Below are 12,364 nucleotides of genomic sequence, written 5' to 3' on the forward strand. Positions count from 1 at the left end.
GATTTCTTCCAGTAACATTCATGATAAAATAGAAAGAAATAATTGGATTCACGGTAAAAATCAATAGATTTAGCGTCATGAAGATAGTTGAAAGCGGGTGAATTCGTGGGTAAGATTCTCGCCATTGCCAATCAAAAGGGCGGTGTTGGAAAAACGACAACTTCTGTCAGTTTAAGTGCTTGTCTTGCATACATTGGACAGAAAGTCTTAATGGTCGATATTGACCCGCAGGGAAATGCGACAAGCGGTGCAGGTATTGACAAAGCAGATGTGGAACAATGTATTTATGATGTATTGGTTGATGATGTTGAGGCCAGTACCGTAATCATGGAAACAAAGGTGGAAAACCTATATGCTATACCTGCGACAATTCAACTTGCAGGTGCAGAAATTGAACTTGTTCCAACCATCTCAAGGGAAGTCCGATTAAAAAGGGCGTTAGAAGAGGTGCAAAGCCAGTATGATTACATTGTGATTGACTGCCCTCCATCATTGGGTTTGCTTACGCTTAATGCCTTAACGGCTGCCGATGCTGTTTTGATCCCAGTACAATGTGAATATTATGCATTGGAGGGTTTGAGTCAACTATTGAATACGGTCCGCCTCGTCCAAAAGCATTTGAACCATGATTTGAAAATCGAAGGTGTGCTATTGACGATGTTGGATGCAAGAACAAATTTAGGTCTCCAGGTCATAGAAGAAGTCAAAAAATACTTTCAGGATAAAGTCTACCAAACCATCATTCCCCGCAATGTCCGTTTGAGTGAAGCACCGAGCCATGGAGAACCGATAATTATATATGATCCAAAGTCACGAGGGGCGGAGGTCTATCTAGAATTGGCAAAGGAAGTGGTATCAAATGGCTAAAGGGCTTGGCAAAGGACTTAACGCACTTTTCAACAGTGGGGAGATCAGTAAAGATGAAATCGTGCGCGAAATCAAATTAAGGGAATTAAGGCCAAATCCTTATCAGCCCCGAAAGAGCTTTCGGCTAGAAGCTATAGAGGAATTAAAGCAATCCATCATGGAGCATGGGATATTACAGCCGATTATTGCCCGGAAAAGTATTAAGGGATATGAAATCGTGGCTGGGGAAAGGCGTTATCGTGCTGCAAAGGAAGCTGATTTAAAGACAGTTCCAGTCGTTGTGAGGGAATTGAGTGAGCAGCAGATGATGGAACTGGCCATTTTGGAAAACCTGCAACGGGAAGATTTGAATCCGATTGAAGAGGCTGCCGCTTATCAAACGCTTCTTGAAAAATTGGAATTCACCCAGGAGCAGCTGGCCAATCGGCTGGGAAAAAGCCGTCCCCATATTGCGAATCATCTTAGATTACTATCTTTGCCTGAAGGAATTAGGAGATATATCTCCGACGGGGAAATATCCATGGGACATGGCCGGGCATTGCTGGGTTTAAAGAAAAAAGAGATGCTCAAGCCGGTAGCTGATAAAGTCCTCAAGGAAGGGATGAATGTCAGACAGCTGGAGCAGTATATACATCAATTGAATGATACCGTTTCACGTGAAACCAAACCTAAGAAACAAGAGAAAAAAGATATCTTCATAAAGCAAAGGGAGACAAGTCTGCGTGAAAGACTAGGAACGAGCGTAACGATAAAACAAAGCAAGAAAAAAGGAAAAATAGAAATAGAGTTCTTTTCAAAAGAAGATTTAGAGAGAATTTTGAACTTGATCGATCAGGAGAACCTTTCCTCTTAGATCCCCTTATGAAAAGAACATGAAGACATATGCAGAAAATTAGGTGGATGAGATGGTATTATTAGGGGCTTTGGTGAACGGTGCCTGCATTTTAATCGGCTCGATTTTAGGAAGGTTTTTACAACGTATACCTGAGAAGATTAAAGAAACGGTCATGAGCGGTATCGGTTTAGCCGTGATGGTTTTAGGCTTGCAGATGGGGTTTAAAAGCGATAATTTCCTTATTGTCATTTTAAGTATTGTCGGCGGGTCGGTCCTCGGTGAATGGATGAATCTTGAGGGCAGGCTTAATTCTTTAGGCAATTGGATTGAACGCAGGATGAAAGCGAAGGAAGGAACCTCAATATCTCAGGGGTTTGTAACGGCTACGCTCATATTTGGAATTGGGGCGATGGCCATTATTGGTGCCCTGGATAGCGGTATCCGGAATGATCATGACGTTTTGATAACAAAGGCGATAATCGATGGATTCACAGCACTTGTCCTCGCCAGCACGTTAGGCATAGGGGTACTTTTTTCAGCATTTCCTATCATTCTTTATGAGGGATTCCTGGTGGTTTTTTCAAGGCAAATCAATACGATGATCCCATCTGCATTAATGGATTCCTTCATATTGGAAATGACGGCAACTGGCGGTGTCATGATTTTGGCGATTGGTTTGAATATTATCGGTGTCACCAAAATCAGGGTGGCGAATCTGCTTCCGGGCATAATAATCACGGCCATTCTGGTTACTTTCATGTATTATGTATAAAAAAGAAGGAAGGGGCTGGCCCCTTCCTTCTTTTTTATGAAAAAACCGATCAAAGGGTTTTTTCTTGCTTGAATGACCATGTGAAAGGAGTGATGGAAGGTTTTATTGGATAATGGTTTTGTGCTTCATAAATCCCCTCGGCAATGGTTTTCGCCATTTTTAGCACAAGATTAAGACGCGTGTTCTGCAAGACCATGAACTCCATAAATCCACTTACATTCACGATTCCTGTAATATGGGCATTTCCGACGGAAGGAAGGTCTTTATTGACCCCGGCACCCGGCTTAACTGGTCCCTGGCCGATCTGAACGATGCCGACGCTTTTCATTTTCCCCAAGCAAGCATCGATTCCGACTATAAAGGCATTGGCATGCAGCTTTTTAATTTCATTTAATTTTTCCTGTAAATTCATCGCATGTATAGGGTCATCCAGAGTACCATAAACATGGAATGAGGAAGAACTGTTTTCAGCCTTTTCACTAAGCAGAGTGCCGACAAGTGGTCCGAGTGAATCGCCTGTGGAACGGTCTGTGCCTATGCAGACGATGACGATTGGTTGGAGCTTTCCTGTTGGGAGGAGGTTGATTAATTCCTGGGAAATTTGTTTGGATGCATCCGTATCTTCATGCAGGATGCGACTTAATCTATTTTTATTATTATTAAATAGACTAGAATTCAGATTCATCGGCTCAACTCCTTTACTTTATTTGGTATTACAGTATACGGATAAAAAGGGGAAAATATACGGTATTTAACATGATGGGTGAGGGAATTTTTTGCAAAACATGCAAACAGGTGAAGGGGATATGAATCGACGTTATCCTCTACCAATTGCTTTCATCTATACTTTCTAGTAAATAATCATTTGAATGTTCGGGATAAAATTTCTAAATTCTATTAACTATATACCCATCATTTTTTTGTACAGAAACCATTATTTATTGATAAAATAGAGAAAATCTCGCTATTTCATGGTTACCTTCATGCATGGAGGGTAGAGGAATACCTCGAAGATATAATAGATTTGCTGTTATTTGCATTAGGCAGGAGGAAAATATGGATCGCATTTATGATAGTGTTGCAAAAGAGATATTGGATGAAAAGATATGGCTGCTGATGGGCGAGGGTATTATTAAAATCTTCCTTGTTCTGCTGTTATCGCGTATTATTATTACAATAGGAAAGACTATTCTGAATAAATTTTTCAAAGCACGTTTAAGAAGTCCCATTCGGGTAACGGAACGCAGGGAAGCGACACTCATTAAATTGCTGGAAAATATCATTACCTATGTCATCAATTTCATTGCCTTGTTGATGATTCTGGAGATTCTTGGTCTTCACGTGATGCCATTACTCGCTGGTGCCGGTGTTCTCGGTTTGGCCATTGGATTTGGCGCACAAAGTTTGGTCAAGGATATAATTACCGGGTTTTTCGTTATCTTTGAAGATCAGTTCTCGGTTGGGGATTATATTAAAATCAATACTTTTGAAGGGGAAGTCATTGAAATCGGGCTTCGTACGACGAAAATTAAAAGCGGTGTAGGTGAATTGCACTTCATACCCAACGGCAGCATCATCCAGGTTACGAATTATTCCATTTTAAATAGTATGGCAATTGTTGATGTGACCATACCTAACGATGGATCGACCGAGCGTGCTGAGAAGGTGCTGAAAGATCTTTTAAACAGTATGGCAGGCAAATACGAGGCCTTGATCAAAGCACCTGAATTTTTGGGAATTGAAAAAATCAGTCCTGAAGAAATCGTCTTTCGGATTAAAGCGGAAACAAAGCCGATGCATCATATTGAAATCAGTAGGATATTAAGAAAAGAAATAAGTGCTGCGCTTGATGCAAGTGGGATTAAATCTACGTACAATGGCAGCGAGTCATAGGAATTGGGGGGCTCATGATTATGGAAGAAAAGGAATTTGCACTTAAGGATATTGTGGAAATGAAGAAACCACATCCCTGTGGAGTGAATAAGTGGAGAATTATACGTCTCGGAATGGATATCCGGATAAAATGTGAAGGATGCGGTCATAGCGTGATGCTGCCTCGACGTGAATTCGCGAAGAAAATGAAAAAAGTTCTGCAAAAGCATGAGGAGTGATCATGCTTTTTTTTTGGAGTGAAAGTAGTTCGGCGTTTCTCATGATTTACTTGTCTTTTTAGGAAGCGAAATCTATAATTGGGAAAGGTTTAGGTATTGGATGGTCTTTATAGAAGATCAGTTCTTTTCCCATATGTACGAATCATCTTGAAGGAGTGAAATATAAATGGCTTTAACAGCTGGTATAGTCGGTTTGCCTAACGTAGGTAAATCCACTTTATTTAATGCAATAACTCAGGCAGGTGCGGAATCTGCCAACTACCCTTTCTGTACGATCGACCCGAATGTAGGGATTGTGGAGGTGCCAGATCACCGTCTGCAAAAATTGACTGAATTGGTAAAACCGAAAAAAACGGTTCCGACAGCATTTGAATTCACGGATATCGCCGGGATTGTAAAAGGGGCAAGTAAAGGAGAAGGTTTAGGTAATAAATTCCTTTCCCATATCCGTCAAGTGGATGCAATTTGTCAAGTCGTCCGTTGCTTTGCAGATGATAACATTACCCATGTTTCCGGAAAAGTAAATCCAATCGATGATATCGAGGTCATCAATCTTGAATTGATCCTTGCCGATTTGGAATCTGTTGTCAAACGCATCGACCGTGTCGGAAAAATGGCCAAGCAAAAAGATAAAGCCGCTGTGGCAGAACATGAAATCCTTGTGGCTTTAAAAGAAGCATTGGAAGATGAAAAGCCTGCACGTTCCGTCGAGTTTACCGAAGAACAGCAAAAAATCGTGAAGGGCATGCATTTACTTACAGCTAAGCCGACGCTTTACGTGGCGAACGTGAGCGAAGATGAAGTGGCGAATGCTGACGATAATGAATATGTTCAGCAAGTTCGTGAATATGCCGCTAAGGAAAATGCCGAAGTAATCGTGATTTGTGCCAAAATCGAGGAAGAAATTGCAGAGCTTGAAGGTGAAGAAAAGGAAATGTTCCTATCTGAACTTGGCATCGAGGAGTCAGGTCTTGATCAGCTGATCCGTGCTTCTTATAATCTGCTTGGATTGGCAACATACTTTACAGCTGGCGTACAGGAAGTGCGGGCTTGGACATTCCGCAAAGGAATGAAAGCCCCTCAATGTGCCGGCGTCATTCACACGGACTTCGAACGCGGTTTCATTCGTGCCGAAACGGTTTCTTATACCGATTTACTTGAAGCGGGCAGTCATGGTGCCGCAAAAGAAGCGGGTAAGGTTCGTTTGGAAGGTAAAGAATACATCGTTAACGATGGAGATGTTATCCATTTCCGTTTCAACGTATAAGAATCAAAGACCCTACCATTCCATATGTAGGGTCTTTTTTATAGACTTAAATCATTAGATTACATTTAATTGTAATAAGTCGAACCGTTCGTTGCAAAGCCTCTTTAACTATGCTATAATTTTATCTTGTGAGTAATTATAAATAATTGCTCCTTGCCCAATTGGGCCGCTTAGACCAAAAGGAGGTGACAGTGATGAGAAAATACGAAATTATGTATATCATCCGTCCAAACATTGAGGAAGAAGCTAAAAAAGCTTTAGTTGAACGTTTCAACACAATCCTTTCTGATAATGGTGCGGAAGTAGAAGCAAAAGAATGGGGTAAACGCCGTCTAGCATATGAAATCAATGATTTCCGTGATGGTTACTACATGCTTCTTAAAGTTAACGCTGAAAGTGCTGCGATTCAAGAATTCGATCGTCTAGCTAAAATCAGTGAAGACATTATTCGCCACATGGCTACTAGAGAAGAAGTTTAATTCGACAATTAATATAAATTCTAATCTTGTTTCACATGAAACAAGCTTGAAACCTAGGGGTTGATTCTGATGATGAATCGCGTAGTTTTGGTAGGACGCTTAACTAAAGATCCTGAATTACGATATACACCTAATGGAGTTCCCGTAGCTACCTTTACTTTAGCTGTCAACCGTAGTTTTACGAATCAGCAAGGTGAACGTGAAGCGGATTTCATTAACTGTGTAGTTTGGCGTAAACCGGCAGAAAATGTAGCTAACTTCTTGAAAAAGGGCAGTTTAGCTGGCGTGGATGGACGTGTCCAAACACGTAATTATGAAGGACAAGACGGCAAACGCGTATATGTGACGGAGATTCTGGCTGAGAGCGTTCAATTCCTTGAACCACGAAGCAGTTCAGCGGGTGAAAGAAATGAAGGCGGTTCTTACGGTGGAGGTCAAAGAAGTTATGGTAATAACGGAAATGACAACAATTCGTATGGACAAAATCCTAATCAGAATCAACGAAGCAATAACAACTACACTCGTGTAGATGATGATCCATTTGCAAATGACGGTAAAACAATCGACATTTCAGATGACGATCTTCCGTTTTAAACAGCCGTTTAAAATGAAAATTCAAAAAAGCAGGGAGGGAAATATATTATGGCAATGGGTGGACGTAAAGGACGCGGTAAGCGTAAAAAGGTTTGTTATTTCACATCTAACGGAATCACTAAAATTGATTACAAAGATACAGATCTTCTTAAAAAATTCGTCTCAGAACGCGGTAAAATTTTACCACGTCGTGTAACTGGCACAAGCGCTAAATATCAACGTAAATTAACGATTGCTATTAAACGCTCACGTACTATGGCATTACTACCATACGTATCTGGTGAATAATAAATTGGCACGTTGAGGAGTTATCCTTAATGTGCCTTTTTTATAAGTTATTGCTTTTGCCTGAAAACTGCTGAATTGCGGTTTTTTTTTATTTCAGAAGGAAGTTATCCGCGCGTTTTCCTTAGAAAAAATAATCATATCCCAAAAAAGACTGTGATGTTTGAAATATCCTGGCCGTAACGGATACAATATAAAGGTGGAGATAAGACGTCAATCATAACAGGGGGTGAAATAAAGATGAATAGCGGGAGACGAATTGCCGAGGGCGGAGCACTTCTGGCACTATATTGCATTTTATTGTTCATCACCATTCAAATCCCACCATTGGGTATTTTCACTTCTTTCTTTTTACCCATTCCATTCATACTTGTCACAATCAAACAAAGGTTATCGTGGAGCCTTGGTTACTTATTTGTAGCCTCGTTATTGTCGATCCTCATCGGGACGATATTGTCTGTTCCGCTGACCTTGCTCATGGGGGCAACGGGAATTGCGATCGGCTATTTTTTGAAAAAGGACAAACCGATGGCACCTATGTTCATAAGCGCAGTCCTTGTCTTTCTGGGGGGCATTTTATTAATGTATGCAGCTTCAGTTTTGATTACGGATGTTAATTACATAGAAGAATCGATGAACATTCTTGAGGGGTCCATTGAAAATTCAATCGGCATTATGGATACCTTTGGACAGGCACCGACGGAACAAGTCAAAAAGCAGGTGTATGAATCGATCGATATGATGAACACGCTGATGCCAAGTTTGTTCGTCTTGATGTCCGTCATCATGGTTTTATTGATTTTATTTGCAGCGCATCCCATTGTGAAGAGGTTCAGTGATAAGGCGTTAAAATGGCCTCATTTTCGAGATCTGCGACTCCCGAAAAGCCTTTTATGGTATTATTTAATTACGATGCTTCTTGCTCTTTTTGTGAATACGGACAAGAACAGTTTTGTATATATGGCCATAACGAACCTATTTTTCATACTGCAGTTCTTCATTTTATTACAAGGATATTCACTGATATTCTATATCGCTCATGTTAAGTCATGGGTTAAGGCGATACCTGTTTTAATTGTGGTTTTTTCTTTGCTTCTGCCGATTCCGATTATAACGACGGCCGTCCGATTTTTAGGTATAATAGATTTAGGCTTTCCCTTTAGGGAGACAATCAAGAAAAAGGAATAGAAGACTTTTTTGTAAAACAGATGCTTTTAGGAGCTGAAACTATGCCATCTTATTTGAAAGAATACTCGATTAAGTCCCCATTGTATGGGGTGCTGGCCGCAGTCGTTTTACTTTTGGGCGTACTGGCTTATTATAATTGGGTTATTGCACTTGTTGGACTATTGATTCTTGCTGGTTTATTTTATTTAACATTAAGAATGGTAGAAAAAAAGCAACGGAAGACAGAAGAGTATATAACGACTTTATCCTACCGTTTAAAGAAGGTGGGCGAGGAAGCGTTATTGGAAATGCCGATTGGGATCATGCTCTTTAATGAGGATTATTACATTGAATGGACCAATCCATTCCTGGCTTCTTGTTTTAGTGAGGATTCCTTGGCAGGAAGATCGCTATACGATGTTGCGGACTCGATAGTACCGTTAATCAAGCAAGAGATCGAGACAGAGACACTTACGCTCCACGATCGGAAATTCAAGGTGGTCCATAAGCGTGATGAAAGGCTTCTTTACTTTTTTGATGTGACGGAGCAAGTGGAAATTGAGAAATTATATGAAGATGAGCGAACGGCAATTGCGATTATTCTTCTTGATAATTATGATGATTTGACACAGGGTATGGATGATCAGCGTAAAAGCAGCATTAATAGCTTGGTTACCTCACTTCTCGATAAGTGGGCAAGGGATAATGGCGTTTTCTTTAAACGGGTTTCCTCGGAACGATTCATCGCTGTCTTTAATGAGCATATCCTTCAGCAGCTAGAAAAGGGGAAATTCTCGATTTTGGATGAAATCAGGGAAACGACGGCCAAGCAAAATGTACCACTGACCTTGAGCATCGGGGTCGGCTCGGCCGTGTCATCCTTGCCGGAACTAGGTACGCTTGCCCAGTCCAGCTTGGATCTCGCTTTAGGGCGGGGCGGTGACCAGGTGGCCATAAAGCAAGCGAATGGAAAAGTGAAATTCTATGGCGGCAAAACCAATCCGATGGAAAAACGCACGAGGGTCCGTGCCCGTGTGATTTCCCATGCATTGAAGGATATAGTCCTTGATAGCGATAAAGTCATTGTCATGGGCCATAAAAACCCGGATATGGACGCAATCGGTTCAGCGATCGGCATCTTGAAAGTTGCCCAAATGAATGAACGTGAAGGCTATATTGTCATAAACACCCAGCAGCTCGACAGCAGTGTCCTTCGTCTAATGGAAGAGATCAAAAATAAAGAAGAGCTGTATGCCCGGTTCATAACACCTGATGATGCATTTGAAATGATTACTGATGAGACCTTGCTGGTTGTGGTCGATACCCATAAACCTTCCATGGTGATTGAAGAGCGGTTATTGAATAGAATCGATAAGGTTGTGGTTATTGACCATCATCGGCGGGGTGAGGAGTTCATCAAAAACTCATTGCTCGTCTATATGGAGCCATATGCATCTTCAACGGCAGAGCTTGTGACCGAATTGCTTGAATATCAGCCGAAACGCTCAAAAATTGATATGCTGGAGTCGACGGCGCTTCTTGCCGGTATCATCGTCGATACGAAAAGCTTCACCTTAAGAACAGGATCACGTACTTTCGATGCAGCCTCATATCTAAGGGCGCATGGAGCTGATACGGTACTTGTCCAGAAATTCTTAAAAGAAGACGTGGACACCTATATCAAACGATCGAAGCTCATTGAAGAAGTCATCTTTTATAAAAAGGGAATTGCCATTGCCGCGGCAAAAACCGATCAGGTTCATAATCAGGTGCTCATTGCTCAGGCTGCGGACACCCTATTGACGATGGATGGCGTTGTCGCTTCCTTTGTAATGGCTAAGCGGTCTGATGATACGGTGGGGATAAGTGCGCGTTCTCTTGGTGATATCAATGTACAGGTGATCATGGAAATGTTGAATGGAGGCGGACATCTAACGAATGCCGCCACTCAACAGGTATGCTCCATTGATGAGGCCGAAAGTCGATTGAAAGCAGCTATTGATGAATATTTAGAAGGGGGATATAAAGAATGAAAGTGATATTTCTTAAAGACGTTAAAGGTAAAGGGAAAAAAGGGGAAGTTAAAAATGTTGCGGATGGTTATGCACATAATTTCCTGCTTAAACAAGGATTGGCCGTTGAAGCAAATAATTCAAACGTGAAAACTTTGGAAGCACAGAAAAATAAAGAAGAATCACTTGCAGCAGAAGAGCTGCAGCAGGCTGAAGAATTGAAAGTGCAGCTGGAGAAATTAACGGTTGAACTATCTGCCAAAGCCGGTGAGGGCGGGCGTTTATTCGGTTCCATCACGACTAAACAAATTGCATCTGAGCTTCAGAAAAAACACGGTATCAAGGTTGATAAACGTAAAATGGAGCTTGCTGAAGGCATCCGCACTTTAGGGCATACAAAGCTTCCGGTGAAGCTTCATCCTGAAGTCACTGCAACACTGACTGTGCATGTGAAAGAAATTAACTAATTTTAGCTGTTTCATATCTGTGAAAAATTGATAAAATAGAGATAGACGAAAAATGTGATTGGGCATGTTGTCCTTTCACTTTTTTCTTTTTTACTAGAAACATATAAAAGGTATCCTCTTAGAATGGGAGGTTTTAAGATATGATAGAACAATTTCAGGATAGGATTCCACCTCAAAATATAGAAGCCGAACAGGCTGTGCTAGGAGCCATTTTTCTTGAGCCCTCTTCATTGACCGTTACATCGGAAGTTTTGATTCCGGAAGATTTTTATAGAAGCTCTCATCAAAAGATCTTTAATGTGATGCTTAAATTGAATGACGAAGGAAAAGCTGTCGATTTGATTACGGTGACAGAGGAATTGGCTGCGACAAAAAACCTTGAAGAAGTTGGCGGGGTTTCTTATTTAAGTGAATTGGCTGGATCGGTGCCTACCGCGGCCAATATTGAATATTATGCCCGCATCGTCGAGGAGAAGTCATTGCTGCGCCGTTTGATAAGGACTGCTACGAACATCGCTCAGGAAGGCTACAGTCGCGAGGACGAGGTCGAGGAGCTGCTCGGTGAAGCAGAAAAAACGATCATGGAAGTGGCCCAGCGTAAGAATTCCGGGTCTTTTCAAAATATTAAGGATGTATTGGTTGCGACTTACGATAACATAGAAATTTTGACTACCCGTAAAGGGGATGTCACGGGAATACCGACAGGGTTTGCTGAACTGGATCGAATGACAGCGGGGTTCCAGCGTAATGACCTCATCATAGTTGGTGCCCGTCCTTCGGTTGGTAAAACCGCTTTTGCATTGAACATCGCTCAAAACGTTGCGACCAAAACGGAGGAGAATGTAGCGATTTTCAGTCTTGAAATGGGTGCAGAGCAGCTCGTTATGCGTATGCTCTGTGCTGAAGGGAATATCAACGCCCAGAATTTACGGACAGGTTCCTTAACTGATGAGGATTGGCGTAAACTGACGATGGCGATGGGAAGCTTGTCGAATGCCGGCATTTATATCGATGATACGCCAGGTGTCAGGATTGGTGAAATCCGTTCAAAATGCCGTCGTTTGAAGCAGGAACATGGCCTTGGCATGATATTGATCGATTACCTGCAGTTAATTCAAGGCGATGGCCGTTCAGGCGACAACCGTCAGCAAGAGGTATCCGAGATTTCACGTTCACTCAAAGCGCTGGCTCGGGAACTTAAAGTGCCCGTCATCGCCCTTTCCCAGCTATCGCGGGGAGTGGAGCAGCGTCAGGATAAGCGCCCGATGATGTCTGATATCCGGGAATCCGGGAGTATCGAGCAAGATGCTGATATCGTCGCATTCTTATACCGTGATGATTATTATGATAAAGAATCCGAGAATAAAAATATCATTGAAATCATTATAGCGAAACAGCGTAATGGTCCGGTGGGCACGGTTTCGCTTGCATTCGTAAAAGAATATAATAAATTCGTCAATCTCGAACGCCGCTTCGATGATGATTCGATGTCTCCCGGCGCATAGGGG

Annotated in this window: 14 protein-coding genes; 13 read left to right on the plus strand and 1 reads right to left on the minus strand. The window is 41.8% G+C overall.

Annotation, left to right across the window (positions count from 1 at the left end):
* The first annotated feature begins 105 nt into the window (after positions 1-105).
* From OTG27_RS00080 to OTG27_RS00090, 3 genes are read left to right on the plus strand one after another with little or no spacing between them, the layout of a single operon-like run.
* A complete protein-coding gene (locus tag OTG27_RS00080; protein WP_034316249.1) occupies positions 106-867 on the plus strand; it encodes a ParA family protein in 762 nt (253 codons plus the stop codon).
* Positions 860-1,720 carry a ParB/RepB/Spo0J family partition protein gene (locus tag OTG27_RS00085; protein ID WP_063574570.1) on the plus strand — a complete coding sequence of 287 codons (861 nt, stop codon included), beginning with the start codon at positions 860-862 and terminating at the stop codon, positions 1,718-1,720. Before OTG27_RS00080 ends, OTG27_RS00085 begins: the two co-directional genes overlap by 8 nt.
* Positions 1,721-1,772: 52 nt before the next feature.
* Positions 1,773-2,474 carry a DUF554 domain-containing protein gene (locus OTG27_RS00090; RefSeq protein WP_268935906.1) on the plus strand — a complete coding sequence of 234 codons (702 nt, stop codon included), beginning with the start codon at positions 1,773-1,775 and terminating at the stop codon, positions 2,472-2,474.
* Between the two features lie 49 nt (positions 2,475-2,523).
* On the opposite strand, the gene yyaC is transcribed toward OTG27_RS00090, so the two are convergent.
* On the minus strand, positions 2,524-3,159 hold the full coding sequence (gene yyaC, locus OTG27_RS00095) for a spore protease YyaC (RefSeq protein WP_053536995.1): 636 nt from the start codon (positions 3,157-3,159) through the stop codon (positions 2,524-2,526).
* Positions 3,160-3,530: 371 nt separating this feature from the next.
* Here yyaC and OTG27_RS00100 point away from each other — a divergent pair, with 371 nt between their 5' ends.
* From OTG27_RS00100 to dnaB, 10 genes are all read left to right on the plus strand, one after another.
* A complete protein-coding gene (locus OTG27_RS00100; protein ID WP_063574571.1) occupies positions 3,531-4,367 on the plus strand; it encodes a mechanosensitive ion channel family protein in 837 nt (278 codons plus the stop codon).
* Positions 4,368-4,387: 20 nt separating this feature from the next.
* Positions 4,388-4,585 (plus strand): DUF951 domain-containing protein, encoded by a 198-nt coding sequence (locus OTG27_RS00105; protein WP_034316158.1) that lies wholly within the window; start codon positions 4,388-4,390, stop codon positions 4,583-4,585.
* A 166-nt stretch (positions 4,586-4,751) separates the two neighbouring features.
* Positions 4,752-5,852, plus strand: a complete 1,101-nt coding sequence (gene ychF, locus OTG27_RS00110) for a redox-regulated ATPase YchF (RefSeq protein ID WP_034316156.1) — start codon at positions 4,752-4,754, stop codon at positions 5,850-5,852.
* A 194-nt stretch (positions 5,853-6,046) separates the two neighbouring features.
* Entirely contained in the window at positions 6,047-6,331 is a 285-nt protein-coding gene (gene rpsF / locus OTG27_RS00115) for a 30S ribosomal protein S6 (RefSeq protein WP_034316153.1), read from the plus strand.
* Positions 6,332-6,400: 69 nt separating this feature from the next.
* Positions 6,401-6,925, plus strand: a complete 525-nt coding sequence (gene ssb / locus OTG27_RS00120) for a single-stranded DNA-binding protein (RefSeq protein ID WP_057278276.1) — start codon at positions 6,401-6,403, stop codon at positions 6,923-6,925.
* Positions 6,926-6,973: 48 nt separating this feature from the next.
* Positions 6,974-7,213, plus strand: a complete 240-nt coding sequence (gene rpsR, locus OTG27_RS00125; RefSeq protein WP_053348323.1) for a 30S ribosomal protein S18 — start codon at positions 6,974-6,976, stop codon at positions 7,211-7,213.
* A gap of 237 nt (positions 7,214-7,450) precedes the next feature.
* Positions 7,451-8,398, plus strand: a complete 948-nt coding sequence (locus tag OTG27_RS00130; protein ID WP_268935907.1) for a YybS family protein — start codon at positions 7,451-7,453, stop codon at positions 8,396-8,398.
* 41 nt (positions 8,399-8,439) lie between these two features.
* On the plus strand, positions 8,440-10,410 hold the full coding sequence (locus OTG27_RS00135; RefSeq protein ID WP_053536992.1) for a DHH family phosphoesterase: 1,971 nt from the start codon (positions 8,440-8,442) through the stop codon (positions 10,408-10,410).
* Positions 10,407-10,856 carry a 50S ribosomal protein L9 gene (rplI, locus tag OTG27_RS00140; RefSeq protein WP_034316140.1) on the plus strand — a complete coding sequence of 150 codons (450 nt, stop codon included), beginning with the start codon at positions 10,407-10,409 and terminating at the stop codon, positions 10,854-10,856. The genes OTG27_RS00135 and rplI overlap by 4 nt, the downstream gene beginning before the upstream one ends.
* 140 nt (positions 10,857-10,996) lie before the next feature.
* The gene (gene dnaB / locus OTG27_RS00145) at positions 10,997-12,361 is read left to right on the plus strand and encodes a replicative DNA helicase (RefSeq protein WP_034316139.1); all 1,365 of its coding nucleotides are present in this window, start codon (positions 10,997-10,999) and stop codon (positions 12,359-12,361) included.
* Positions 12,362-12,364: the final 3 nt, after the last annotated feature.

The sequence above is a fragment of the Peribacillus sp. AS_2 genome (assembly GCF_026891895.1).
Lineage (GTDB): Bacteria > Bacillota > Bacilli > Bacillales > DSM-1321 > Peribacillus > Peribacillus frigoritolerans.

What these genes read in the sequence shown, in the direction of transcription:
- OTG27_RS00085 (WP_063574570.1), top strand. Translation starts at nt 860, where the DNA reads ATGGCTAAAGGGCTTGGCAAAGGACTTAACGCACTTTTCAACAGTGGG.
- OTG27_RS00090 (WP_268935906.1), top strand. Translation starts at nt 1,773, where the DNA reads ATGGTATTATTAGGGGCTTTGGTGAACGGTGCCTGCATTTTAATCGGC.
- yyaC (WP_053536995.1), bottom strand. Translation starts at nt 3,159, where the DNA reads ATGAATCTGAATTCTAGTCTATTTAATAATAATAAAAATAGATTAAGT.
- OTG27_RS00100 (WP_063574571.1), top strand. Translation starts at nt 3,531, where the DNA reads ATGGATCGCATTTATGATAGTGTTGCAAAAGAGATATTGGATGAAAAG.
- OTG27_RS00105 (WP_034316158.1), top strand. Translation starts at nt 4,388, where the DNA reads ATGGAAGAAAAGGAATTTGCACTTAAGGATATTGTGGAAATGAAGAAA.
- ychF (WP_034316156.1), top strand. Translation starts at nt 4,752, where the DNA reads ATGGCTTTAACAGCTGGTATAGTCGGTTTGCCTAACGTAGGTAAATCC.
- rpsF (WP_034316153.1), top strand. Translation starts at nt 6,047, where the DNA reads ATGAGAAAATACGAAATTATGTATATCATCCGTCCAAACATTGAGGAA.
- ssb (WP_057278276.1), top strand. Translation starts at nt 6,401, where the DNA reads ATGATGAATCGCGTAGTTTTGGTAGGACGCTTAACTAAAGATCCTGAA.
- rpsR (WP_053348323.1), top strand. Translation starts at nt 6,974, where the DNA reads ATGGCAATGGGTGGACGTAAAGGACGCGGTAAGCGTAAAAAGGTTTGT.
- OTG27_RS00130 (WP_268935907.1), top strand. Translation starts at nt 7,451, where the DNA reads ATGAATAGCGGGAGACGAATTGCCGAGGGCGGAGCACTTCTGGCACTA.
- OTG27_RS00135 (WP_053536992.1), top strand. Translation starts at nt 8,440, where the DNA reads ATGCCATCTTATTTGAAAGAATACTCGATTAAGTCCCCATTGTATGGG.
- rplI (WP_034316140.1), top strand. Translation starts at nt 10,407, where the DNA reads ATGAAAGTGATATTTCTTAAAGACGTTAAAGGTAAAGGGAAAAAAGGG.
- dnaB (WP_034316139.1), top strand. Translation starts at nt 10,997, where the DNA reads ATGATAGAACAATTTCAGGATAGGATTCCACCTCAAAATATAGAAGCC.